This is a genomic window from Pseudomonas gingeri (genome assembly GCF_013385425.1).
GTDB classification, from domain to species: Bacteria; Pseudomonadota; Gammaproteobacteria; order Pseudomonadales; family Pseudomonadaceae; genus Aquipseudomonas; species Aquipseudomonas gingeri_D.
Window position 1 is genome coordinate 13272 of the sequence record NZ_JACAQA010000018.1, and the last position, 26612, is coordinate 39883.

General features: G+C 60.5%; 19 protein-coding genes. 11 read left to right on the top strand and 8 right to left on the bottom strand.

Features of this window, described 5'->3' with window-relative positions; all coding sequences use genetic code 11:
• Positions 1-228: 228 nt before the first annotated feature.
• The 8 genes from HX830_RS20345 to HX830_RS20380 form a co-directional block, all read right to left on the bottom strand.
• A complete protein-coding gene (locus HX830_RS20345) occupies positions 229-5088 on the bottom strand; it encodes an NAD-glutamate dehydrogenase (RefSeq protein ID WP_103495773.1) in 4860 nt (1619 codons plus the stop codon).
• 357 nt (positions 5089-5445) lie between these two features.
• Positions 5446-6294, bottom strand: a complete 849-nt coding sequence (locus HX830_RS20350) for a hypothetical protein (protein WP_177102578.1) — start codon at positions 6292-6294, stop codon at positions 5446-5448.
• A complete protein-coding gene (locus HX830_RS20355; RefSeq protein ID WP_177102202.1) occupies positions 6284-7708 on the bottom strand; it encodes a rhamnosyltransferase WsaF family glycosyltransferase in 1425 nt (474 codons plus the stop codon). Before HX830_RS20355 ends, HX830_RS20350 begins: the two co-directional genes overlap by 11 nt.
• A complete protein-coding gene (locus HX830_RS20360) occupies positions 7705-8430 on the bottom strand; it encodes an ABC transporter ATP-binding protein (RefSeq protein WP_177102204.1) in 726 nt (241 codons plus the stop codon). Before HX830_RS20360 ends, HX830_RS20355 begins: the two co-directional genes overlap by 4 nt.
• A 1-nt stretch (position 8431) precedes the next feature.
• Positions 8432-9211 carry an ABC transporter permease gene (locus tag HX830_RS20365; protein WP_177102206.1) on the bottom strand — a complete coding sequence of 260 codons (780 nt, stop codon included), beginning with the start codon at positions 9209-9211 and terminating at the stop codon, positions 8432-8434.
• Between the two features lie 37 nt (positions 9212-9248).
• Positions 9249-10613, bottom strand: coding sequence for an ABC transporter ATP-binding protein (locus tag HX830_RS20370; protein ID WP_177102208.1), 1365 nt, complete (start codon positions 10611-10613; stop codon positions 9249-9251).
• The gene (locus HX830_RS20375) at positions 10603-11421 is read right to left on the bottom strand and encodes an ABC transporter permease (RefSeq protein WP_256350577.1); all 819 of its coding nucleotides are present in this window, start codon (positions 11419-11421) and stop codon (positions 10603-10605) included. Before HX830_RS20375 ends, HX830_RS20370 begins: the two co-directional genes overlap by 11 nt.
• Before the next feature lie 76 nt (positions 11422-11497).
• Positions 11498-12460 (bottom strand): glycosyltransferase family 2 protein, encoded by a 963-nt coding sequence (locus HX830_RS20380; RefSeq protein WP_305729211.1) that lies wholly within the window; start codon positions 12458-12460, stop codon positions 11498-11500.
• 229 nt (positions 12461-12689) lie between these two features.
• Here HX830_RS20380 and HX830_RS20385 point away from each other — a divergent pair, with 229 nt between their 5' ends.
• The 11 genes from HX830_RS20385 to HX830_RS20435 all read left to right on the top strand — a co-directional run bounded on the left by HX830_RS20385 (position 12690) and on the right by HX830_RS20435 (position 26509).
• The gene (locus tag HX830_RS20385) at positions 12690-13046 is read left to right on the top strand and encodes a hypothetical protein (RefSeq protein ID WP_177102210.1); all 357 of its coding nucleotides are present in this window, start codon (positions 12690-12692) and stop codon (positions 13044-13046) included.
• A 101-nt stretch (positions 13047-13147) separates the two neighbouring features.
• On the top strand, positions 13148-13900 hold the full coding sequence (locus tag HX830_RS20390; RefSeq protein WP_177102212.1) for a CDP-diacylglycerol diphosphatase: 753 nt from the start codon (positions 13148-13150) through the stop codon (positions 13898-13900).
• 216 nt (positions 13901-14116) lie between these two features.
• Entirely contained in the window at positions 14117-15076 is a 960-nt protein-coding gene (locus HX830_RS20395) for an AAA family ATPase (RefSeq protein ID WP_103495776.1), read from the top strand.
• Positions 15077-15084: 8 nt separating this feature from the next.
• Positions 15085-16029 (top strand): DUF58 domain-containing protein, encoded by a 945-nt coding sequence (locus tag HX830_RS20400; protein WP_103495777.1) that lies wholly within the window; start codon positions 15085-15087, stop codon positions 16027-16029.
• A complete protein-coding gene (locus HX830_RS20405) occupies positions 16026-16520 on the top strand; it encodes a DUF4381 domain-containing protein (protein WP_100942933.1) in 495 nt (164 codons plus the stop codon). The genes HX830_RS20400 and HX830_RS20405 overlap by 4 nt, the downstream gene beginning before the upstream one ends.
• Entirely contained in the window at positions 16513-17589 is a 1077-nt protein-coding gene (locus HX830_RS20410) for a vWA domain-containing protein (RefSeq protein ID WP_177102214.1), read from the top strand. The genes HX830_RS20405 and HX830_RS20410 overlap by 8 nt, the downstream gene beginning before the upstream one ends.
• Positions 17586-19355 carry a tetratricopeptide repeat protein gene (locus tag HX830_RS20415; protein WP_218171348.1) on the top strand — a complete coding sequence of 590 codons (1770 nt, stop codon included), beginning with the start codon at positions 17586-17588 and terminating at the stop codon, positions 19353-19355. The genes HX830_RS20410 and HX830_RS20415 overlap by 4 nt, the downstream gene beginning before the upstream one ends.
• Complete coding sequence (locus HX830_RS20420) at positions 19352-21001, top strand: BatD family protein (protein WP_177102216.1); 1650 nt, start codon at positions 19352-19354, stop codon at positions 20999-21001. Before HX830_RS20415 ends, HX830_RS20420 begins: the two co-directional genes overlap by 4 nt.
• A gap of 20 nt (positions 21002-21021) precedes the next feature.
• On the top strand, positions 21022-22266 hold the full coding sequence (locus HX830_RS20425; RefSeq protein ID WP_177102218.1) for an exonuclease SbcCD subunit D C-terminal domain-containing protein: 1245 nt from the start codon (positions 21022-21024) through the stop codon (positions 22264-22266).
• Entirely contained in the window at positions 22263-25904 is a 3642-nt protein-coding gene (locus HX830_RS20430) for an AAA family ATPase (protein WP_177102220.1), read from the top strand. Before HX830_RS20425 ends, HX830_RS20430 begins: the two co-directional genes overlap by 4 nt.
• Positions 25901-26509, top strand: coding sequence for a glutathione S-transferase (locus tag HX830_RS20435; protein ID WP_177102222.1), 609 nt, complete (start codon positions 25901-25903; stop codon positions 26507-26509). The genes HX830_RS20430 and HX830_RS20435 overlap by 4 nt, the downstream gene beginning before the upstream one ends.
• Positions 26510-26612 lie beyond the last annotated feature (103 nt).

The window sequence follows — 26612 nt, forward strand, 5'->3', positions numbered from 1 at the left end:
TCATCCGCACGATAAAAAGTTCAAATAACCAATCACTTCCTCTACCGTCCCATCTACATTACCCACCCATGACATAGATATTAACGCCCTCCAACAGCTCAACCCGTGAACGGCTTTCGGTTGATCACAAAGCCCTTTATAAAACTGAGAACATTCTTATATCGTTCTAACAAAAAAAGCCCCGACTCTCACGAGCCGGGGCTTTTGGTTACCACTTGCTTCAGGCTATCAAAGCACCGGTTGACCGCTCAACGCCAGGTCCATCAGCTCACGGTTGGCCACCGCGTACATGGCGTAGTCCGTGCCGCTGGCGGCACGGATTTCCACCAGCATCGAACGCCAGCGCTCGGCCATGCTCGCGTTGCGCTCAAGCCACAGGGCCACGCGGGCTTCCATGTCTTGCGGCGCGTCGGCCAGTTTCAGCACCGAGATGGTAATCGCACGTTGCTGCCAGTCCACATCGTCGCGGAAGGTTTCACGGGCCTGGGCCTGCCAGTTGTTGCTCACGCGCAGGTCGCTGATCTGCTGGGAGTACCAGGTCAGGTCCAGCTCACTGCCCACCGCGAAGTAGGCCTTGGCCACTTCGGCGGCATCGTGGCCGGAAACGTCGGCGGCCTCGATGATCGGCAACAGGGTGTACAGGTGCGTGGTACCGGCCACCATGCGTGCCAGCAACTCCGGCACACCGGCCTGGACATAAGCCTGGTAACGGGCCTGCCAGACTTCCCGGGTCGGGCCTTCCAACAGTTCATCGAGCTTCAGGCCCAGGGCCGCCAGGTGCGGACCGAAGTGCGCGACATCACGGGCAGCATCCTGCTCGTTGCGACGGCTGCGCAGGAACCAGCGCGTGGCACGACGGCCCAGGCGCATCAGCTCATCCATCAGCTCCAGCTGGGTCTCGGCCGACACCTTGTAATCCAGGGCCTCGATCTGACGGAACCAGTGCGGGAGGTGGAAGATGTCACGCACGATCACATAAGCACCGGCCACGTTCGCCGGGCTCATGCCGGTGGACTCCTTCAGGCGCTGCACGAAGGTGATGCCCATGTGGTTGACCAGGTCGTTGGCGATCTGGGTGCTGACGATCTCGCGCTTGAGGCGGTGACGGCGCATGGCGTCGGCGAACTTGCTCACCAGCATCGGTGGGAACGCGGTTTCCATGTCGCGGGTCAGGTACTCGTCGTCCGGAACCTTGGACTCGAGCAACGCCGCCTTGAGGTCGATCTTGCTGTAGGAGATCAGCACCGACAGCTCGGCACGGGTCAGGCCCTGGCCTGCCGCGACGCGCTCGACCAGTTGCTCTTCCGACGGCAGGAACTCGATGGCACGGTCCAGCTTGCCACGGGCTTCCAGATCGCTCATCAGGCGCTTGTACTCGGCGATCCGCTCGACTGCGCGACGGGCCGCCAGGGACAGGGCCTGGGTCTGCTTGTAGTTATTGCCCAGGACCAGGCCGCCGACTTCGTCGGTCATGCTGCCCAGCAGCTGGTTACGCTGCTTCTCGGTCATATCGCCGGCCTGCACGACTTCGTTGAGCAGGATCTTGATATTCACTTCGTGGTCGGAGCAGTCCACGCCACCGGCGTTGTCGATGAAGTCGGTGTTGGAGCCGCCGCCATTGAGGCCGAACTCGACGCGACCGAGCTGGGTCATACCGAGGTTACCGCCCTCACCCACGACTTTGCAGCGCAGTTCGTTGCCGTTCACGCGCAGTGCATCGTTGGCCTTGTCACCGACATCGGCGTGGCTTTCGGTGCTGGCCTTGACGTAGGTGCCGATACCGCCGTTCCACAACAGGTCCACCGGCGCCTTGAGCAAGGCATTGAGCAGTTCGGTCGGGGTCAGCTTGTCGGCGTGGATGTCGAAGCGCTCTTTCATCTGCGGGGAAATCGCGATGCTCTTCGCGCTGCGCGAGAAGATCCCGCCGCCTTCGGACATCAGGCTGGCGTCGTAGTCCGACCAGGCCGAACGCGGCAGGTCGAACAGGCGCTGGCGCTCGGCGAAGCTGCTGGCCGGCTCCGGATTCGGGTCGATGAAGATATGCAGGTGGTTGAAGGCCGCGACCAACTTGAGCTTGTCGGACATCAACAGGCCGTTGCCGAACACGTCGCCGGCCATGTCGCCGACGCCCACCACGGTGATGCTGTCTTCCTGGACATTGATGCCGCGCTCACGGAAGTGGCGCTGTACGCCGACCCACGCGCCCTTGGCGGTGATGCCCATCTTCTTGTGGTCGTAACCGGCCGAGCCGCCGGAGGCGAAGGCGTCGCCGAGCCAGAAGCCGTAGTCGATGGCAATGCCGTTGGCGATGTCGGAGAAGGTCGCGGTGCCTTTGTCCGCCGCCACCACCAGGTAGGGGTCATCGTCGTCATGACGCACGACGTTGGCCGGTGGCACCAGGGCGCCGTCCTTCAGGTTGTCGGTGATGTCCAACAGGCCCGAGATGAAGATGCGGTAGCAGGCGATGCCCTCGGCCGCGATCTCGTCACGACCGCCGCCCAGTGGCAGGCGACGCGGCAGGAAGCCGCCCTTCGCACCCACCGGCACGATCACCGAGTTCTTCACTTGCTGGGCTTTTACCAGGCCCAGGACTTCGGTGCGGTAGTCTTCTTCGCGGTCCGACCAGCGCAGGCCGCCGCGGGCGACGTTGCCGAAACGCAGGTGCACACCCTCGACCCGTGGCGAGTAGACGAAGATTTCGAACTTCGGTACCGGCTTGGGCAACTCGGGAATCGCGTGCGGGTTGAACTTGAAGCTGAAGTACGACTTGTTCTGGCCGTTGGCGTCGGTCTGGTAGAAGTTGGTCCGCAGGGTCGCCTTGATCAGGTCAAGGTAGCGACGCAGGATGCGGTCTTCGTTCAGCACCTGGACGTCGTCCAGGGCGGTCAGGATCGCTTGTTCCAGGCGCAGTTGCTTGTCGTCGAGGTCTTCGACGCTGAGCTTGCGGGCCAGGTAGAAACGGGTCTTGAACAACCGGGTCAACTCGCGGGCGATGTCGGTGTGGTTGTTCAGGGTGCTGGCGATGTAACCCAGGTCGAAGCCCAGGCGGATCTGCTTCAGGTAACGGGCATAGGCCCGCAGCAGCGCCACGTCGCGCCATGGCAGGCCGGCGGTCAGCACCAGGCGGTTGAACGCGTCGTTCTCGGCATCGCCACGGACGATGTGGACGAAGGCGTCCTGCAGGGTGTCGTTGAGCTGCTGGATATCCAGGTCCAGGCCTTCGGCGGCGGTGAAGGCGAAGTCATGGATCCAGAACTCGCGACCGTTGTTGTGACGCAGGCGGTACGGGAACTCACCGAGCACGCGCAGGCCGAGGTTTTCCAGGATCGGCAGGACATCGGACAGGGCCAGCGGCGTATCGGCGTGATACAGCTTGCAGTGCAGCTCGCGCTGGCCGGACACCTGGCCCAGCGGCTGGTAGAAGCTCATCACCAGCGGATTGCTGTCGCTCAGGCTCAGCAGGTGCTGCATGTCGACCACGGCCGAGTGCGCGGCGAAGCGCTCGCGGTAGCCGGCCGGGAAGCCTTTCGGGAAGTCCGCCAGCACATTGGTGCCCTGGGCCTCGCCGAAACCTTCGACCACCAGGCTCTTGTAGTCGTCCTGCCAGCTGCGGCAGGCCTGGATCACTTCGTTTTCCAGTTGCAGCGGGTCGATATCGAGACGGTTCTTCGGATCGACCCGCAGGATCAGTTGTACACGGGCCAGCACGGACTCGGAGAAGAAGGTCCAGAACTCGCAGTCGGTGGCTTTCAGGCGATCCATCAGCACTTGCTGGATCTTCTGCCGCACTTCGGTGGAGTAGACGTCACGCGGCACGTAGGCCAGGCAGTAGCAGAAACGACCGTACGGGTCTTTGCGCAGGAACACGCGGATCTTGTTGCGTTCCTGGATCTGCACGATCGACATCACGGTGTTGAACAGCTCGTCCACCGGGGTCTGGAACAGATCGTCGCGGGGCAGCACTTCGAGGACCTGGGCCAGTTCCTTGCCCAGGTGGGCCTTGGCCTGGAAGCCCGAACGGCGCTCGACTTCGGCGACCTTGCGGCTGATGTAAGGAATCACCCGCACGCTTTCGCCGTACACCGAAGAGGTGTAGAGGCCCATGAAGCGGCATTCCTTGATGACCTTGCCGTCGGCGTCGATCTCACGGATCGAGACATAGTCCGGGTAGGCGTTGCGGTGCACACGGCTCGGGTGCGCGGCCTTGGCGAACGACAGCGGCGTCGGTTCGCGCAGGTAGTTGACGGCGTAGTCTTCGATGCGGGTGTCGTCGGGGGTCAGGCCGGCGCGGAGCAATTTGGTCAGACCGAGGAAGGACTGGGCGTCATATTCGATATGACCGCCGTCCTGCTCGTCACGGACCACGAACTCTTCGTAGCCGAGGAAGGTGAAGTGGTTGTCCACCAGCCACTGCAGGAAGGTCTTGATCTCGGTTTTTTCTTCCGGGTCGATGGCGAACTGGCTGGCGTCGATACCGGCCAGCAGCTCCTGGACCTTGGTCTTCATCGGCTCGAAGTCGGCGACGGCGATACGCACTTCCGTCAGGACCTGTTCCAGCTCCTTGGACAGCACGCTCAGCTCGGCGGCGTTGGCGCAGCGATCGATTTCCAGGTACATCAGGGATTCTTTGTCGATCCCCTCGCCCTGGGTGCCCTTGGGCAGGACTTCAAGCAACTCGCCCTTGCTGCCGCGACGCACGCTCAGCACGGTGGTTTGCAGGGTGTGGATGCTGTAACCGCGGCGGTTCAGTTCGGTGCGGACCGAGTCGACCAGGAACGGCAGGTCGGGGTGCAGGACCTCGACGGCGGTGTGGGTCGACTGCCAGCCATGGCGTTCGTAATCCGGGTTGTAGGCGCGAACCTGTGCCTGGGTGTGGTCGAAACGCTCCAGCAGACGCCAGGCCGAAAGGGTGCAGCCGGCGAGATCGGAGAGCCGGCGCTGGGTCAGCTCGTCCAGGGAAATGATGCCGAAGAACTGCTCAGCGAACAGCGCCACTTGTGGCAGTGCCTGTTCGTTGATGTGCTGCGCCAGTGCCGCCTGCAGTTGGTGCTGGAAGTCGGCTTTGCTGGCTGCGGTGAAGAACGCCATCTGTGGTACTCCGCTTGGGCTTGTTATATAGAGAGAAGCGTCGCGTTTTCTTCCCCGGAAAAGGGGACCTGCATCACTCTGCAGGGTAAAGCTGGGCAGTACAGAGTGACAGGTTGATGAAGCTGGCCGCGACCCAGGGGTCACATTCACGTTCAAGATAGTCGCACACGATGGCAACGGCCGGGTGCACAGGCTGTATTTTCGTGGACGACGCTCCGTTGCGCAGCTTAACGAGTGCGCGAACGCCGCTGCTTGCGACGCTGCGACATATTCGGACATTGGCAGGTAGTGCGGGGGTGATGCGGGGCGTTCTCAGCCGGGCCGCCGGGGTGGCAGACCTCATCGGCGGCCTCGGTTTTACGAGCTTCCAGGGCCCTTGATGCTGGCTATTTCATCCTCCAGCACCTGCTTGAGTTTATTCAGCAGCGCCAGATGGGTCATAGGATCGCGGGCGTGATCGACAAATTGAGCCTTGTATTTGCCGTACCTCAACTCATCCAGTTCAACCTGATTCTCCAAAAAGTCACCGCCGGGTATTTCGCTACGGATGGCCTGCATGCCCTTCCTCAAAAAAGCGACACCTGGGTACACATGCAGCTCTTCAATTCCCCAATCGGGAATCAAGGCTTTCACCTCTTCAGAAAGCAGATTGCTCCTATTGATAATATCAATGGACTGTTTCAACCAACGCACAGGGGTATCCAGGAAATCCTTGGCCAAGGTCGATCCGTCATAGACCGGCCAATACGATGTAAAATAGTCCTCAAGGACGTAATACCCACCCGGAACGACGCTTGAAACAAGGGTAAATAAACTGGTCAACTGATCAGAACGCTTGTGGCTTCCATCGTCAATGACAACGTCAAACGGGCCGTGTTTTTCCACAAAATCATTCAAGGCCGCCGCGTCCCCCTGATCGACGATAAACGTCTTGACCCTGTCACTGTCCAAAACACTTTTGTCGTAAATATCCAGACCATAGATTTCCGCCAATGGAAAAACCTCGGCCCAGAGCCGTAAGGAAGCACCGCCCAGCTCCCGCCCCTCGCCACCGACACCAATCTCCAGCAACTTGAATGGACGATCGACATAGTCTAGAAAGTGAGTGGCATAAAATGGATGATAGTGATGGGGGACGACCTTATCGCAGCCACACTCCGTACCGATCGCCTGGAGACGCGTCTCAAGATCTTTTCTATTGCGCATCACTGAAAACCTCCAGAATAAACTTCCGATGCTGATCCGTCCAAGTCTCCGCCCAAGATTTAGGCCAATTGACCATCGCATTTTCATACCGAGCCTGAGTATCCTGGGTTCGTCTGGCGCCCTCAATAATCGCCGAGGATAGTTGGTACAAATCGGGATGGGCCGGAATGATATTTTTTGAAATGCCCGTCAGGTAATCCGGCGTCTTGGTTTCAAAGGTATTGGTGACCACAATGGCGCCTGAGGCCGCAAGATCCATGGGAATCAAACTGGGATGCGGCGAGGACATCAACGTCAGGCACAGATCAAAGGTCTTGGTAATCGCCTCGTATTCGTCCAAAGGCAATCTAGGCAACTGGGTCACTTCTACACCTTCCGCCAACCGGACCGTTGTATTCCCTATGCCCATCCCATAAAACTCCCACTCGCCCTCATCGAACGCACCTTTCTTGAACGCATCAATCAAGGCCAGCGCCGCCATTTCAAACATATTCCGGTTCACCGCCGGGCGGCTATAAAACACAAAACGCTTGGTACTCTTCTGCTTTTCCAGATGAAATTCATTTTCCGGATAGATTGAAGATGAGTAAGCATTATCAAAACTCATTGACTTGACGAGCGGCCCCTGAGGAATGATGGCATTAACCTCAAGGTATTTCAATAATGCGCTCGACGACGACAAGGTATGATAATGAAAATCATAGGAGTTCCTGGAAATACAGTACTGACTATTAAACGGATAAAAAGCCGCTTCAAAATCCTGAATCAGATACAAGAAAGGACGCCCCCCAGTCAACTGTGCGATTTTGTTTGCAAAATAGGCACTGTACCAAACAGTAGCAACACAATTATCTCTGGGCGACACCCGCAGCGGTTCAATCCGCGACCCAATATATTCAATTTCAAGCAGTTCGAATAAACGTTCCATCGAAGGGAATTTATTTAGCGCACGACGAAATTCGTCTTCGACATAGTAAAAATTATCAAACAACACCAATCGTACACGATAGCCTTGCTGCGCAATAAAAAGCGCCACATTAAAAACACCAAAAAAACCCGCTGAAATGGTGCTGATGGTGAAGGCCGGCACCAACACATTGATACGTACCGGTTCCTGATCGCTGACCCGTACTTCAGGCAGATCATAAGCTCTGTTAACCATCAGATTAAGTAAATGCTCGTCGTACACCTGCGGACGCTCAATTTCCGACTTCTCCTGCTCGCGCATGAGCGACGCCAAGGGAAGAAAGACATTCGCGACCTTGAGCGAGTAGTAGGCGAGTTTCACTCTCGACGGTAAATTTCCCGGAGACTTACGCTCGCGCAATGTCGCCAAGGCGAGCCGGCAAGCATAGGGACTTAACAGCTCAAAAGCGGTAGCTTTGGCGATCCTGAAAAATGCGGCTTTACTCATAAACCCTCCTTAATCGAATCAATTTCAACAATGCTGCCGGATTCAAGCCTGATGGTTTTATTACAAAATTTATTAATCAGCTCCTTGGAATGGGAAGCCATCACCACAATTTTTGAGCTTTGCATAATACTTTCCATTCGCTGCTTGGCTTTTTCCTGGAACGCCTCATCACCCACACCAAACACTTCATCAATCAGGAGAATATCGCTGGGATAAAGTGTCGATATCGCAAATATCAACCGCAACTGCATACCCGAAGAATAAGACCGTATCGGAAGATCGAGATAACCGCCCAACCCGGAGAACTCTTCAATTTCAACAATATCCTCTTGTACTTTTTTTAACGGAAAACCGTACAAGCGGGCCAAACGATCAATATTCGCTCTCCCCGACAACTCATGATCAGTACCCACCCCAAGTTCAAACAGTGCCTGGACGCTACCCTGCAAATATCGAGTGCCACTGGAAGGCATATAGATCCCTGCCAGGGTTCTCAGCAGCGTGCTTTTACCGGAACCGTTATGACCAATCAGCCCCACTCGATCGCCATCGTTAAGGGTCAGGTTGATGTTTTTCAGCGCCTGAATATGTACGGTGTGCGAGTGATCACTGGAGATCACACCACCGGTACTCATTTTCACCAACTGTTTCCTCAGTGACGCGCCGGCTTCAGTGATCACCGGAAAGGTCAACGAAAGGTCTTTCAACTCTATCAATGCCATGTCAAATCCAGAAAACAATATGTTTTTTATGTCGACCAAAAACCGCGATCGCCAAGACCCAACCGACCAGGCTAAAAATAGCCATGCTCATGTAATCAAAGGGGACAACAGGCAATGAAAGTAATGGATTTTTTACCAAGGAGAACAGCGTAGCAATTGGGTTATAGGCAAACCAACTGATGGAGGCAGCAACATCGGATTTTTTATACAGAATCGGCGTCAGAAAAAATAAAACCGGCATCAATGCATCGATCGAAGGCCCCAAGTCTCTAAACCTGGCGCCCAACGTGGCAACCAACAGGGAGATCCACCACAAATTCAGTATCACCAGCAGGAAACCGAGTAACGCCCAGGCAAAATTGACCAGCGCTGGAAAGCCATATAGAAAAAAAACAACCAATACAATTGACACATTGTGAGCGAAATTAATCAAATGCTTAGACAGTAAACGCAACGTGTGCAATGACAACGGCAGTGAGTAATTCCTGATGATCGCTGACTGATTGATAAAACAATTCGATGACTCCGAAATCACACCCGAAATCATGAACCACAAAATCAAACCTACGGCAAGATTGGGCAGCATCGTATGAAGATCAACGCCCATGACCGCACTCCACACCAAGCCCAAACCAATGACCCCCAGCGCAGTGCCCAATGTGATCCACCAAGGCCCCAGAGTGCTGCGTGCATAACGTGCACGGGTGTCACTCAGGGCAAAACTCAACCAGATATCTCGTCTGGCAATAGATTCAAACAGATCTCTAATTCCCTCCCTCATTGGTCACACTCTTTCTTGGTCGAATGCATAAGATTCCTCATTGCCCCGTCACGTTGAGACTTATAGTGATAAACGGACTGCCGGTGATTCCAGTCGACACAGGATCACGATGCGACCTGATCAACAGGGCTTCGTGGCACCAGTGCAGTGGTTTATGGTCATGTTGCTCACCGTCGGCGATCACGACCTGAATCACATACTCGCCCTTGGCCAGACAAGGCATGAAGAACTCGAACCGCGCCGATAACAGCGAGCCCGCCGGGACACTACGATCCTTGCCGATCTGACTGATATAGGTGTTGTCACCGAACAGCGTCTGCCCCAAGCGATCCTTGAGAAGAAACTCGATAATGGGACTTTCCAGCGGAACAAAGGTCTGCGCCTCGATGTTGAGCGTGACACACTCGCCACTCAGCACCCATGCCAATCCGGCACCCGACGCGTCGTTGAGCCTGACGTCGACAATGCGCGCGTCTCCCCCACCAAATGCGTCTACACCAGGTGCCTGCGGGTCGAACCGAAAAACTTCCAGCTCATTGGAATGAATCGTGTCGACGCGCTGATCACGCCACTCCGAACCACCATGGCCACCGCGCCCGATCATGCTTTTATGCCCGTTATGCCCGTTGACATGAACAGCCACCGGGACCGTGAGTTTGTCATTCATCGAACGAAACAAATCGTCCAGATATGCCTCACAGACCCACTGGGCTGGACCCGTCAGCTTTTCTTCCCCATGGGCCAGCCAGAGCACCCGATCACACAGATGAACAATGGCGGCCGTGTCATGACTGACAACAATGAGCGAGTGCTCTTCCTTGAACGTTCGGAGAAACCGCACGCACTTCTGGAAAAAACACGCATCGTCCATGGAAAGGGCTTCGTCGATCACCAGGATATCGGCGTCTACGTGGACAATTACCGCAAAAGCCAAGCGCAAGCACATCCCGTTCGAGTAGGTCATGAGCGGTTGCTCCATGAACCCGCCGATATCCGCAAAGGCCGCAATCGCGGAAAAACGCAGATTGATGTCCTCGAGGCTCAATCCATACAGCGAAGCCGCCATATAGACATTTTCACGCCCGGTAAGCTCGAAATTGAAACCCGCCCCCAACTCCAGCAACGCCGCAACACGTCCTTGAACTTGGAGAGTTCCGGAGGTGGGCCTCAAGGTTCCATAAATCAGCTGCAACAGGGTCGATTTGCCAGAACCCTTTTGGCCGACGATCCCAATAGCTTCGCCCCTTCTCACCTCGAACGAGACATCCTTCAACGCCCAAAGCTCCCGATAACGACACTTTCGCCCCGGCGACAGCACTTGAAAGAGCCGATCACTGGCTTTGTAGTAGATCGGATAGCACTTGCTGAGCCCCTCGGCGTAGATGGCAATATCAGAGGACATCGGCAAATCCTCCACGGGCTTTCTGGAAAAAAGCCAGCCCGAGCCAGGCAACCACGCCACTGACCAGCAGCGACAAGCACCAGGATCCAAGATCAGGCAGCCGCCCCCAAATCAATACCCACCGGGCATTTTCAATCACCTGAGCCAATGGATTCAGATGCATGAGCCGCTGAAATTGCTCGGGCAATGCCGTGAGGGGATAAAAGATCGGTGACAGAAACAACAGCGCAGTGATTAATACCCCCACCCGACGACCGGTATCGCGCAGGTAAGTCCCCAGTGACGCCAGGACCCAGGACACCCCCAGGGTGAACAACAGCAAAGGCAGTATCACCAGGGGGAGCAACAGTGCCGTCAGAGGCGGGCGTTGGAAAAACAGTGCATAGAACAGCAGCCAGACACATAAATTGACCAGAAACTGAAACAGAGCAACCACCAGCAACACAACCGGCAGTACCTCAAGGGGAAATACGATTTTCTTGACGTAGCTTCCATGGGCCAGCACCACGCCCGGCGACCGCCGGATAGACTCGGAGAACAGATTGAAAACCATCATGCCGATAAAAAGAATCAGGGAAAATTCCAACAATGAACTATTGCCCGCTTCCCAACGGAACTTGAATATTCCGCCAAAGACAAAAGAGTAGATAGCCAGCATGAACAAGGGATAAACCAGCGACCTGAGTACACCCAGCAACGAACCTCGATAGCGTCCGATAATGTCACGTCGCGCCAACATCAACACGAGGCCTCGGTGACGCCACACGCCCCTCGACATCTCCTTCGACCTGCTGGTGAATTCATCCATGCGGTCAATGCCTCTGAAAATCAAAAAACGACGACCTCTCGGCCAAGCGAAATAAACAGCCCATCACAAAAGATGTTCAGATTTTTCTGATCAAGGCAGCAAACAGCAGTCCCAGATTGCCGCCGAGTGTCTGTCGATAGACACCGGAACGACGAATACCGGCGAGCCGAGGGAACAGTGGCTGATCGCGAGCCGCTTTGAAGTTTGAAAGGATTTCAACACTCTGCTTATCCAGGCGATGGCTCATCACTTCCAGCGCTCGGATATTTTTCCTGCTCCATTCATGAAAGCGCCCATGGAACACCATCCACAGTCGATAAAGACGCGCGTACCAACCCGCATTACTGCCCACCAGATTGCTCTTGTGCTGACGATAGAGGGTCTTGGCATGGGGATCGTAAAAGACCACGCCGCCCTTGGCACCGGACACCAGTTGATAAGCCCACCAGTCATGGGAAACAATGGCGATATACGGGCCCGCTTCGCGTAGAAGCTCCCGGGCGGCATGATTGAATACCATGGTATTACCACCGCCGATGCACTGTACCAGGGCATTGGCAAACTTCGGCGGCTGGGAAAACTTCGGCGACTGGCCGGCGGCGATGCCCAACTCACTGATCAATTGGGTGCGACCACAATAAAGTGCCGGGACCTGCTCAGGCACACTTTGCAGCCACATCAGCGCCGTTTCGAGTTTGTCCTCGTTCCAGATATCGTCCTGATCGGACCAGGCGTAAAAATCCGCCTGAACTTCAGCACGACAGGTCAATGAGAGAAAGTTGGCCGCAAAGCCCTTCTTCGGCCCGGAAAATATTTTCAGGCGATCTCGCGGCCAATCACTGGCACAACGGCGGACGACTTCCAGAGTGTTATCCGTGGAGCCGTCGTCGGATATTGCCAGGCTCCAGTTGAAATGGCTTTGACGCTCAAAGGAGTTGATCTGTTCGGCCAGAAACCGCTGGCCATTATAGGTACACATCAAGATTGAGACTTTCAAGGCCCAGCCCTCCGTCAAAAGATTCTTACGAAAAATCTTCAACCGGACGACAAATGCTGGAACTCGGCTTGACGGTGATTATCAAGACTTCCGGCGGCAACGTCTACTGTCAGAAATGACAGGTCTGTACGAGTGCCCCTTGATGATAGAAATAATCAAACCATATCCGGATGCGTCTTATAACCATTAAGCTTTCCAGTCACTCAGCCCTGAAAAATATCCCGAATACAGGCAAAATAGCGCTCCCCCCGCCCAGACAGGACATTCCCCCATGCAGCTCAGCACCGCCCACCTTATCGCCAACCCCTGCGACGATGAAGAAGACAACATGGCCATGCTCTGCTGCCATAGCGACAAGGGCGAAATGTTCCTGATGACCCGCTATCCCGACGAGGATGAGCTGGAGATCACCCTCGATGGCGAACCCTCCACCCTGGACGGCATCAAGGTGACCCTCAGCGCCACGCGCCTGCTGATCGAAATCGCCGCCGCCGATGCCGATGCGCTCAACGGCGACGATCACCTCGAGATCCAGCACCAGACCGCCGCGGCCGACCTGGCCGAAGTCGAGCAGACCCTGAAAAATATTCTCGCCGGTACCGGCACCTATATCAGCGAACTGGGCTGACAGCCGATTGGCTTGAAACATCCGTGATCAGAATCGACACAAAAAAGCACGAAGAGCTGGTTTAGAGTGTCCCGGTTTTTACTTCTGATCAGGAAAGTGGCATGAGCAAGTGGCTGAAGATTTTGGGGCTGGCCGTGGTGGTCGTGGTACTGGCGGCGGGGTCCTGGCTATTCTGGGGACTCGGCAAGGGCAACGCGCTTTGGCAGATCGTCAGCCAGCAATGCGTGCCCCATCAGCAGGACGCCCAGAACCCCGCGCCGTGCCTGAGGGTGGATCTGCAGCAACACGTTGCCTTGCTCAAGGATCGCCAGGGCCCGCTGCATGACCTGACCATTCCCACGGAGCGGGTCACCGGCATCGAGAGTCCGCTGCTGCTCGAGGACAATGCCTACGCCTTTTTCGCCAGTGCCTGGCAGCAACGTGGGCGCCTGTCCGCCGAAGCCGGCAAACCGATCAAGGACGAGTTTCTCTCGCTGGCCATCAACTCGCCGTATGGCCGCTCCCAGGGCCAACTGCATATCCATCTGGCCTGCCTGCGCCCCGGGATCTACCAGCAACTGGTCGAACAGGCCCCGCGGGTGACCCAGGCGTGGCAGCCCCTGGCGGTCAGGCTGAACGGCCATGAGTACCTGGCGAAACGCCTGAACGGCCAGGACCTGAAACAGGAAAACCCGTTCAAGGTGCTGGGTGAATATGCCCGACAACAGGGTGACAGCCTGTCCCACTATGGCCTGGCCCTGGTGGTAGCGCCCGGCGGTGACCTGTTGCTGCTGGCGAACCGTTTGAGTCTGGTCGGTTTCAGCCGCGGCTCCGCCGGCGAGATCCAGGACTATGGCTGCGCACTGGCCCAATAACCCGTTACGCAAGCGCCCCCACCCCCGCCCACTGAGAAATCGCCCGGGCGGGGCTGCCTATAGGAGATGACTCCCAACCAGGTAAGACTTTTCCTCAAAATCCATAAAAATCCCCATAGCCGTTAGTCGCCACCACCCCCGATGCATTAAAGTAACGCCCCCAGCCGTGACATTCATTCGAATGCCGTCGGCCACCCTCTCCAGGAACACTCATCGATGGAACATCGTGAAGCGCTGCTTGCGCTGCGAACCTTTCTCTCAGCCCAGATCCTCGGCCAGGAAAAACTCGTCGAGCGCCTGTTGATCGCCCTGCTGGCCGACGGTCACATACTGGTCGAAGGCGCCCCGGGCCTGGCCAAGACCAAGGCCATCAAGGAGTTGGCCGAAGGCATCGAAGCGCAGTTCCATCGCATCCAGTTCACCCCCGACCTGCTCCCGGCCGACATCACCGGCACCGAGATCTATCGCCCGGAAACCGGCAGTTTCGTGTTCCAGCAAGGCCCGATCTTCCACAACCTGGTGCTGGCGGATGAAATCAACCGCGCGCCGGCCAAGGTCCAGTCGGCCCTGCTGGAAGCCATGGCCGAACGCCAGGTCAGCGTCGGGCGCAGCACCTACGACCTGTCGCCATTGTTCCTGGTGATGGCGACCCAGAACCCCATCGAGCAGGAAGGCACCTACCCGCTGCCCGAAGCCCAGCTCGACCGTTTCCTGATGCACGTCAAGATCGGTTTCCCCGACGCCTCGGTCGAACGGCGCATCCTGCAACAAGCCCGGGGCGAAGCCCTGAACGGCGAAACCAAGCCCGAGCGCCGGGTCAGCCAGCAGGCGATCTTCGCCGCGCGCAAGGAAATCCTCGGCTTGTACATGGCCGATGCAGTGGAGGAGTATCTGGTGCAACTGGTGATGGCGACCCGTACACCGGCCAAGTTCGACCCGGAGATGGCCGAATGGATCGCCTACGGCGCCAGCCCTCGCGGCTCGATTGCCCTGGACCGTTGCGCGCGGGCCCATGCCTGGCTGGCCGGTCGCGATTTCGTCAGCCCCGAGGATATCCAGGCGGTGCTGTTCGACGTACTGCGCCACCGTATCATCCTGTCGTTCGAGGCCGAAGCCGCCGGGATCGACCAGGATCGGGTGGTGCAGCGCATCCTCGATGTCGTCGCCGTCGCCTGACCCGGACCATGATCGCGCCCCTGCCCGCCGAACCCGGTATCCGCACCACCCTCGCCGAACTGATCGAGATGCGCCATCGCGTGCGCGAAGTGCAGCTGTTCTCGACGCCGAGCCAGCGCAGCCCGCTGATCGGCCTGCACCACTCGAAACTGCGCGGGCGTGGGGTCGATTTCGACCAGGTGCGGGTCTACCAGGCCGGCGACGATGTGCGCACCATCGACTGGCGCGTCACCGCCCGCACCCAGGAACCCCATACCAAGCTGTTTCACGAAGAACGCGAACGGCCGATCTTCATTCTGGTGGAACAGAGCCGCCAGCTGTTCTTCGGCTCGGGGCTGACCTTCAAGTCGGTGCTCGCCGCCCAGGCCGCGAGCCTGATCGGCTGGGCCGCCCTGGGCCACAACGACCGGGTCGGCGGCCTGGTCTACGGCGACAACGAGCACTACGAGATCAAGCCGCGGCGCAGCAAGCAAAGCCTGTTGCAACTGCTCAACCGCCTGGTGCGGGTCAACCACTCGCTGCACACCGAAACCGCCGCCGATCCCAATGCCCTGGGCCTGGCGCTGATCCGCGCGCGCAAGGTGCTGCGCCCCGGCAGCCTGGTGATCGTGATCTGTGACGAGCGAGCCCTGAGCGATGCCGCCGAACAACAACTCAGCCTGCTCTCGCGTCATTGCGACCTGCTGATGCTGCCGGTCTCCGATCCCCTCGACCATGCCCTCCCCGCCGCCGGCCTGTTGCGTTTTGCCGAGCGCGGCGCGCAGTTGGAACTCGACACCCTCAACCTGGAGCTGCGCCAGACCTACCGCGCCCAGGGTGAAGCACGGATTGCCCGCTGGGAACTGCTGGCGCAGAAACTGCGGGTGCTGTTGATGCCCTTGAGCACCCAGAGCGAAATGGTCGAGCAGTTACGCGAGTACCTGAACCCCCAGCGACCGGGGAAACAACCATGAGCAGCCTGGAGCAACTGCAACCGCTGATCACCCCGCCGATCCAGGGTTTCTGGCCACCGGCACCGGGCTGGTGGCTGCTGCTGGCACTGATTCCGCTGCTGGGCGTCGGGCTCTGGTACCTGCGTCGCTTCCTGCCGGCCAAGCGCCCCGTCGCCCGCGCCGAACAGCCCCTGGACCCGGTGCGCCTGGCCGCCCTGGCGGAACTCGCGCAGTTGCCCAAGCCCTATGACGGCGCACCGGCCGGGGCCTGGCTGCAACAACTCAACGGCCTGCTCAAGCGCCTGTGCCGCAACCATTACCCCTACAGCCAGAGCCACACCCTCAATGGCCGTAAATGGCTGGCGTTCCTCGACAACCGCTGTCCAGCCGCCGGCCTGACCCGCTGGATGGTGCTGGTGGAAGGCGCCTACAAACCCGAATGCAAGCTCGACGACAAGGCCATCGCCGGGTTGAGCCAGGCGATCGACACCTGGATCCGCAAACATGTTTGAGTTCGCCTGGCCCTGGCTCTTTGCCTTGCTGCCGCTGCCCTGGCTGATGCGCATCCTGCTGCCGGTGGCCGACAGCGGCGAAGCATCGCTGAAGATCAGCTTTCTCGCCGATCTGGAAAGCCTGGCCCGCCGCCGCGCCCGGGTCAGCCTGCCGAGCTGGCGCCAGCAACTGCCGTTCATCCTGCTCTGGCTGCTGCTGTTATGCGCCGCCGCGCGGCCACAATGGCTGGGCGACCCCTTGCCGCTGGCCGCCAGCGGTCGTGACCTGCTGGTGGCGGTGGACCTGTCCGGCTCCATGGAATACCCCGACATGCGTTGGCAGGACGAGGACATCAGCCGCCTGGGCCTGGTCCAGCACCTGCTCGGCGATTTTCTCGAGCACCGCGAAGGCGATCGCGTGGGCCTGATCCTGTTCGGCAGCAAGGCCTATGTGCAGGCCCCCCTGACCTTCGACCGACGCACCGTGCGCATCTGGCTGGATGAAGCGAAGATCGGCATCGCCGGCAAGAACACCGCCATCGGCGACGCCATTGGCCTGGCCATCAAGCGCCTGCGCCAGCGGCCTACGCAAAGCCGGGTGCTGATCCTGGTCACCGACGGCGCCAACAACGCCGGCGAAATCGATCCGATCACCGCCGCGCACCTGGCCGCCGAAGAAAGCGTGAAGATCTACACCATCGGCATGGGTGCCGATCCGCAACAAACCGGGACCCTGAGCATGCTCGGCCTGAACCCGAGCATGGACCTCGACGAGCCGGCGCTGAAGGAGATCGCCAGCATCACCGGCGGTCGCTATTTCCGTGCCCGCGATGGCCAGGAGCTGCAAGCCATCAAGGAAACCCTCGACCAGCTTGAACCCGTCGCCCAACAACCCACCCAGGCCCGCCCCGCCCGAGCGCTGTATCACTGGCCACTGGGCTTGGCCCTGCTGATCAGCGTGTTGCTGGTGATCCGCGAACGCTGGCCGGACAACCTGCTGCAACGCTGGCTGGCACGCCGGCAGTTCCTGCCGCAGCGCCCGGAATGGCGCCAGCGCCTGGAACGCCTGCGTCTGCGGAGGCGTCGATGATCGAAGCCCTCTGGCCACACTGGTTCCGCCCTATCTCGCTGTTGGTCCTGCCGCTGCTGGGTTGGTTGCTGTGGCAACTCTGGCACCGGCAGAAGCGCGCCGGCCGCTGGCAGATGATCCTGCCGACGGCGTTCCATCGGATCCTGCTCAATGGTGGCAGCCGCAACAGCAGCAAACTGCACCTGATCGCCCTCGGCCTGGGCTGGACTCTCGCCGCCCTGGCCCTGCTCGGGCCGAGCTGGCAGCGGGTCGAAGAGTCCACCCAGAAACCCTTGGACCCGCTGGTGGTGCTACTCGAGCTGACGCCGGACATGCTCGCCACCGACACCCCGCCAAATCGACTGGAACAGGCCCGGCGCAAACTGTTCGACCTGTTGCGCGCTCGCAGCGACTCGCAGACGGCGATCATCGTCTACGCCGGCAGCGCCCATACGCTGGTGCCGCTGTCCGATGACCTGGGCACCAGCCGCAATCTGCTGGACGCGATCAAACCCTCGATCATGCCCGAGGAAGGCCATCGCGCCGACCTTGCAGTGAAAAAGGCCCTGACCCTGCTCGAACGTGGCGCCCTGGGCGAAGGCCGGCTGCTGCTGATCGGCTCGTCCCTCAGCGAGCAGGAACGCCAAGGCATCCGCCAGGCCCTGGACGGCAAGCCCCACAGCCTGCTGATCCTCGGGATCGGCACCCGCGATGGTGCGCCGGTGGCCCAGGAGAACGGCGCTTTCCTCAAGGACGACCAGGGCACGATCCTGGTGCCGCATCTCGACAGCCAGAGCCTGAAGGACTTCGCCGGCGAAATCGGCGGCCGCTACCGCCAGGCCCGCCTGGACGACAGCGACCTGCGCGGCCTTGGCCTGCTGGACGGCCCGCGCCACCTGCGCAAGGACGGCCAGACCGTACAGCTCGACAGCTGGGCCGACCAGGGCTACTGGTTGCTGTTGCCGCTCCTGCTGCTGGCCGCCTGTGCCGGACGGCGTGGCTGGTTGTTCTGCCTGCCACTGTTCTTCCTGTTCCCACAGCCGAGCCAGGCCTTTGAGCTGAGGGATCTATGGTTGCGGCCAGACCAACAAGGCCAGCAGTTGCTTGAGCAAAAACGCCCGCTCGAAGCGGCACAACATTTCGAGGACCCGCAATGGCAAGGCCTGGCCCTCTATGAAGCCGGCGACTACGCCGCCGCCGCGAAGAAGTTTGCCGAAGGCGACGATGCCAACGCCCACTACAATCGGGGCAACGCCCTGGCCCGCAGCGGCGAGCTGGAAGCAGCGCTGGACGCCTACGAACAGGCCCTGGAACGTCAGCCGGACTTGCGACCTGCCTTGCAGAACCGGACACTGGTGGAAGAGTTGCTCAGGGAAAAACAGGTCAAGCCACCGGCTGAGCCAAGCAAGCCCGCCGACGCCGCCACAACCGGCAACGAACAAAACGCCGCGCAATCGGCCCCGGCCGGGACGAATTCGTCCAGTACTGCCACGGCGCAGTCCGCGCCCCAGGAACAGAACCCGGCGACCGGCAACCAGCCGCCGGACGCCCAGGCCGGCCAGGCCGGCCAAGCGGGCAATCAGCCCGGCGGCAACGAGGTACCCGGCAGCGAGCTGGGCGACGAACAGACCACCCATCCGCCCTTGCGGGCCGCCGCCGATATCATCGACGGTGAACGCCACCAGGCGTTGGAACAATGGCTGCGACAGATCCCCGATGACCCGGGAGAACTGCTGCGGCGCAAATTCTGGTACGAACAACAGCTCCATCAGGACAAGACCCGATGACCCTGCGCTTCTCCCTGTTCCTTACGCTGCTGCTCTGCGCCAACCTGTCGGCCCATGCCGAGGGCTTGCTGGCCAGCGTCGACCGCACGCGCCTGAACTCCGGCGAGTCGGTGGAACTGACCCTCGAATCCAAGGATGTCACCCAGTTCGGCAAACCCGACCTGGCCCCGCTGGACCCGCAGTTCGAAGTGCGCGGCACCCGCCAGGTCAACCAGTTGACCACCCTGGGCGGCGAAAGCCAGGCCACCACGCGCTGGATCGTCACCCTGACGCCAAAGGCAAACGGCAACGTGACGATCCCGGAATTGCACCTGGGCGAACTCAGCAGCGAGCCGATCACCCTGCAGGTGCTGCAAGGCGAGGACCAGGCCGCGGCCAGCAACCTGGCGCCGGTGTTCATCGACGCCAGCCTCGACCAGGACAGCGTCTACGTCCAGGCCCAGGCCGTGCTGACCCTGCGCATCTATCACTCGGTGTCGCTGTATGACGACAGCAGCCTCACCCCCTTGCAGATCCCCGATGCCCGTATCGAGCAGTTGGGCGAGTCGCGCACTTACGAAAAGCTGATCAATGGCGTGCGCCATGGCGTGATCGAGTGGCGTTATGCGATCTACCCGCAGCACAGCGGTGAACTGACGATCCCCGCGCAGGTGTTTACCGCCACCCTGGTGGACGCCCAGCCGAATCAAAACCAGGGCCAGGTGCCCCAGGGCGCCAAACCCGGCAAATTGATGCGCGTCAGCTCCGAGCAGATGCGCTTGCAGGTCAAACCCCAGCCCGATACCTGGCCCGCCGACGTACCGTGGCTGCCGGCCCGCAGCCTGAGCCTCAGTGAAAGCTGGAGCCCGGAACCGGATCACAGCCAGGTCGGCGACTCCCTGACCCGCAGCCTGACCCTCAAGGCCGAAGGGCTCTCCAGCGGGCAACTGCCGCCGCTGCCGGCGACCACTCTCAATGGCTTGCGACGCTACCCGGACCAGGCGCAACTGAGCAACCAGAACACCGAACGCGGCCTGATCGGCACCCGCGAGGAACGTGAGGCGCTGGTGCCGACCCACAGCGGCAGCTTCGACCTGCCGGCGGTGGAAGTGACCTGGTGGAATACCCATGAAGAGCATATGGAGCGCAGCACACTGCCGGCGCGGACCCTGCAAGTGGCGAACAACCCGAGCCTGGCGGTGGACACGCCGGTGAGCAGTGCCGCCAACAACACGCCGCCGCAACCGCCGCTGCTGTGGGCCTGGAAGCTCAGCACGCTGATCCTCGCCTGCACCACCCTGCTGGGTTTCGGCCTGTGGTGGCGGGCCCGCTCGCAGCCGGCGGTGCACCGCGCCGCCCAGACCGGCCCGAGCCCACGGACGCTGCTCGACGACCTCAAACGGACCTGCCTGGCCAACGATCCCCAGGCCACCCGCCAGGCCCTGGATGCCTGGGCCCGGCAGCAACCGGAAACCCTGGCCGACATGGCCGCGCGTTTTGTCACCCTGTCTGATGCCCTGGACGGCCTCAATGGCGCGCTCTACAGCGAAAGCGGCCAGTACTGGCAAGGTGAGGAACTGTGGCGGGCGATCCGCGCGATCCCGGTCGCCGAGCGCGTCCAGGACCCGGCCAGCGACAGCAGCCTGCCGCCGCTCTACCCCAAATAATCGATAAGTTGGAGTTTGCCTTGCGCCTGTTTCACACCTCCGACTGGCACCTCGGCCAGAACCTTCATGGCCAGGAGCGGGATTTCGAACACGCCTGTTTTCTCACCTGGCTTCTGGCCCAACTCAAGCAACAGCAGCCCGATGTCCTGCTGATCGCCGGCGATATCTTCGACACCGTCAACCCGCCGGTCAAAGCCCAGGAACGTCTCTACGACTTTATCGTCAGCGCCCACGAACAACAGCCGCTGCTGACCATCGTGATGATCGCCGGCAACCACGACTCCGGTTCCCGTATCGAACTGCCCGCGCCGCTGATGCGCCGACTGCGCACCCACGCCGTGGGCCGGGTGCTGTGGCTCGACGATGGCGAGCTGGACAGTGAACGCCTGCTGCTGCCATTGCCCGCCGCGAACGGTGAAATCGCCGCCTGGTGCCTGGCCCTGCCCTTTCTGCGGCCCGCCGAAGTCACCGGCACGCAGTTGGGTGACCACTACCTGAAGGGTATCGGCGAGGTGCATCGCCGACTGATCGCCGCGGCCAACGCCAAGCGCCAGCCGGGCCAGGCCCTGGTCGCCATCAGCCACGCACATATGGCCGGCGGCTCGGTCTCCGAGGATTCGGAGCGCAGCCTGATCATCGGCAGCGCTGAGGCTCTGCCGGCAAGCCTGTTCGACGCCAGTATCAGCTATGTCGCCCTTGGCCATCTGCACAAGCCGCAGAAGGTCAACGGCGAGGAACGTATTCGCTACTGCGGCTCACCAATTCCTCTGTCGTTCTCGGAAATCGCCTACCAACACCAGATCCTCGACATCGTCCTCGACGGCGAAACCCTGGTCAGCGTCGACAGCCGCCTGATCCCCCGTGCCGTGAACCTGCAACGCCTGGGCCCGGCGCCATTTGCCGAGATCCTCGAACAGCTGGCGCAACTGCCGGATGTCGACCTGCTGGCCGACCTGCAACGCCAACCCTGGCTGGAAGTGCGAGTACGCCTGGATGAGCCGCAGCCGGACCTGCGCCAGCAAGTGGAAACCGCCCTGCAAGGCAAGGCCGTGCGCCTGGTGCGGATCGCCGCCGAGTACGCCGGCTCAAACGGGGGTGAAAGCGAAACGGACAACGAGCGACTGATCGATCTCGATCAGCTCAGCCCGCAGGAACTGTTCAGCCGTGCCTGGCAGGACAGCTACGGCAACCCGGTGGACGAAGCGACCCTCAATGACTTTGCCCTGCTGTTGCAGGAAGTCCAGTTGGAGGGCGAACAGCCATGAAGATCCTCGCCATCCGCCTGAAAAACCTGGCCTCCCTTGCCGGCCCCTTCGAGCTGGACTTCACCGCCGAGCCCCTGGCCAGCGCCGGCCTGTTCGCCATTACCGGCCCCACCGGCGCCGGTAAAAGCACCCTGCTCGATGCCCTGTGCCTGGCGCTGTTCGGCGCCGTGCCACGGCTGAACAACGCCTCGCGCGATGCCAAGGTGCCGGACGCCGATGGCGAGATCGGCACCGGCGACCCACGCACCCTGCTGCGCCGCGGCACCGGTGCCGGTTATGCCGAAGTGGATTTTGTCGGTATCGACGGCCGCCGCTACCGCGCACGCTGGGAAGCCAACCGCGCCCGGGACAAAGCCGGCGGCAAGTTGCAGGCCAGCCGCCAGAGCCTGCGCGATCTGGACAGCGACCAACTGCTGGCCAGCCAGAAAGGCGAATACAAGGCCCTGCTGGAAAGCCGCCTGGGCCTGAACTTCGAACAGTTCACCCGTGCCGTGTTGCTGGCCCAGAGCGAGTTCAGCGCCTTTCTCAAGGCTGACGACAACGAGCGTAGCGAACTGCTGGAAAAGCTTACCGATACCGCGCTCTATACCCGCCTCGGCCGGCGTGCCTTCGACAAGACCAAGCAGGCCCGCGAGGCCCACAAGCTGTTGCTGGACCAGGCCGGTGGCATCGCACCCATGGACGCTGAAGCACGGGTCGAGCTGGATCGACAATTCGGTGAAGCCCAACAGCAACTCAAGACCGGGCAAGCCCAGCTCAAGCAGCTTGAGCTACAGCGCACCTGGCTCAAGGAACTGCTGCAACGGCAGGAACAACACCAGGCCGCCGCCGAGCAACTGCAAGGCGCTGAACAGGACTGGCAGACCCATGGCGCCGAGCGCCAGCAACTCGCCCGCCTGGAACAACTGGCGCCACAACGGCATCAGTTCGCCCGTCAGCGCCAACTGAACGAACAGCTGGCGCCACTGGCCGCGCAGATCCAGCAGCATCTGGACCAGCAGGCCGACTTGCAGGCCCGTCAGCAGCAGCTTGAACAGAGCCGGTCGAATGCCCATACCCAGTTGAGCGAAGCCCTGGCCCGGCAAAGCGATAGAGCGCCACTGCTACGCCAGGCCTTCGATGAACAGGCCACGCTGACCCACCTGGGCAAGGACCTGGACGATGCCGAGCGGCAGAAGCAGGCCGCCGAACAGGCCGGCAGCGAAGGCCGCGCGCAACTCACTTCACTGCTGGAGCAACAGCAGCAGGTCGCCACGCGCCTGGAGCAAATCGCCGAACAGTTGCGGCACAGCGCCGCCCTCGCCCCGTTGAGCGAGGCCTGGAACGCCTATCGCGATCGCTTGCAACAGTTGATGCTGATCGGCAATCGACTGAACCAGGGCCAACGCGAGTTGGCGCAGCTGCAGGCACGGGTTGTCCACACCGACCAACAGCTTGCTGAGCAACGTGGCGCCCTCGAAGTGCTGTACAGCGAAGCAGGAGCGGAACCGGCTGCGGTTGGCGAACAGATCCAGATTCTCGGCAGCCTGCTGCAGGACAATCGCAAACAACTGCGTGCCTTCGAAGAACTGCAACGGTTATGGAGTCGCCAGCGCGAGCTGGACCAGCGCACGCAGCAGTTACAGGAACGGCAGCAGAACGCCCAGCAGCAACGCGATGAACTCAACCGCGAAGGCCTGCAGACACGGGATGAACTCAAGGTCGCCGAACAGGCCCTGACGATTACCCGGCAGTTGCTTGAGCGTCAGCGCCTGGCCCGCAGCGCCAGTGTCGAAGAACTGCGCGGACAGTTGCAGGACAACCAGCCCTGCCCGGTGTGCGGCAGCCATGAACATCCCTACCATCAACCCGAGGCGCTGTTGCAGAGCCTGGGTCGTCACGACGAGAGCGAAGAGGCCGCCGCACGGCAGGCCGTCGACACGCTGACGGAAAAGCTCAACCAACTGCGGGAAAAGGTCGGCGGGCTGATTGCCCAGCAGAAAGAACTGCTCACCCAGCAGGAACAACTGGCCCAGCAGCATCAGGAACTGGCGCCGAGCCTGCAAGACCATCCGCTGCACAGCGCGCTACTGGAACAGGATGACGCTCGCCGCGAGGCCTGGCTCAACCAGCAGTTGCACCAGTTGCAGCAGAACATCGGCCAGGACGAGCAACGGCAAACCGCCCTGCTCACCCTGCAACAGGATGCGGCGCGGCTCCAGCAACAATTGCAGGCCGCCACCGAAGCCAGCCAGGCCGCGCGCCAGCACTTGCTCGATCAGCAACGCCAGATGGGTGCCGATCAGGAACGACTGGAACAGGAACTGGGCACCTTCGCCAGCCTGCTGCCGGACGAGACCCTGCAAGGCCTGCGCAAGGATCCGGCGGCGACCTTCATGCAGCTCGATCAACAGGTCGCGCAACGTCTCGGTCAGTTGGAACAGCAGCGCGAGGAGCAGCAGGAACAGCGCGAGCGCCAGGAAAAGATCGAACTGGAGCAAGTCCGTCAGCAAACCCGAGAACAGCAATACGAAGAGCTGAAACAACGTTGCGCCGCGCTCCTTGAGCAGCAGCAGGCCAGCCAGCTCAAGCTGGTCGGCCTGATCGGCGAACACGCCAGCGTCGAAGCCTGGCAGCAGCAGATGGACCAGGCGGTGGAGCATGCGCGGCAGGCCGATGCTTCGGCCAACCAGCAGTTACAGGAACTCGGTAGTCAACTGATCCAGCTCGGCGCCGACCTCAAGGCCCGCCAGGAACGCCGGCAGGCCCTGGAACAGGAACGCCTGGAACTGGCGCAACAAGTTGCGGACTGGCGTGCCCGCCACCCGGAACTGGACGACGCCGGACTTGAGCAACTGCTGGCCTGCGACGATGAACATGTCAGCCAACTGCGCCAGCAATTACAAGTCAGCGAAAAAGCCGTCGAGCAAGCCCGGGTGTTGCTGCAGGAGCGGGAGAAACACCTTCAGCAGCATCAAGCCCAGCACAATGGCAACCTCGACGCGCCAGCACTGGACGCCGCCTTGAGCGATCTGCAAACCCAGCTGATTGCCAGTGAACACCACTGTGCAGAACTGCGCGCGCAACAAACCGAAGACCAGCGCCGCCAGGACGCCAACCAGGAGCTGCAACAGCGGATCACCGAGGCCAACAACGAGTATCAGCGCTGGGCACGCCTGGACGCGCTGATCGGCTCGGCCACCGGCGATCGCTTCCGCAAACTGGCCCAGGCCTACAACCTCGACCTGCTGGTGCACCATGCCAACGCGCAATTGCGCCAACTGGTGCGGCGTTATCGCCTCAAGCGTGGCGGCAGCATGCTCGGGTTGTTGGTGATGGACACGGAAATGGGCGACGAACTGCGTTCGGTGCATTCGTTGTCCGGCGGCGAAACCTTCCTGGTCTCGCTGGCCCTGGCCCTGGGCCTGGCGTCGATGGCTTCGAGCACGCTGAAGATCGAATCGCTGTTTATCGACGAAGGCTTCGGCAGTCTCGACCCGGAATCCCTGCAACTGGCGATGGATGCGCTGGACGGCCTGCAAGCCCAGGGCCGCAAGGTCGCGGTGATTTCCCATGTGCAGGAAATGCACGAGCGGATACCGGTGCAGATTCAGGTACGCCGCCAAGGCAACGGGCTGAGCACCCTGGAGGTGAAATGACGCCGGCCACGCTGTATTCGTTCCGCCGCTGCCCTTACGCCATGCGCGCACGCATGGCGCTACGGTATTCGGGGGTGGCGGTAGACATCGAGGAAGTCAGCCTCAAGAACAAGCCGGCGCGGATGCTGGAATTGTCGAGCAAGGGCACGGTGCCGGTGCTGGCGTGTGCTGATGGGCGGGTGATCGAACAGAGCCTGGAGATCATGCACTGGGCGCTGGCCCAGCATGATCCGCAGGATTGGTTGCTCGGCAGCGATCCCGTGACGGCACAGGCCACGGGGCTGCTGATCGAAGAGAATGACACGGTTTTCAAACGGTGGCTGGACCGCTACAAGTACGCGGTGCGCTACCCGGAGTTCCCCATGGAGCACTATCGGGAACAGGGCGGGCAATTTCTCTTGAAACTGGACGGTCTGCTTGCGCGTAACGGCCATCTGCTGGCCGAACACCTGAGCCTGGCGGACATTGCAGTCGCACCGTTCGTGCGTCAATTTGCCCATGTGGATCAGGTGTGGTTTGCGCAAGCGCCGTACAAACATCTACAGAGCTGGCTGGAACAGTTCCTGGCATCGGAACTGTTCAACTCCGTCATGGCCAAGCCCTGACAGGGGCTTGTTCACTTGAAAGCGCTCAATCTGAAACCTGCTACATAACCCGAACCTGGACACATACCTTGTGGGAGTGGTGTGGGAGCGGTGCTTGCCAGCG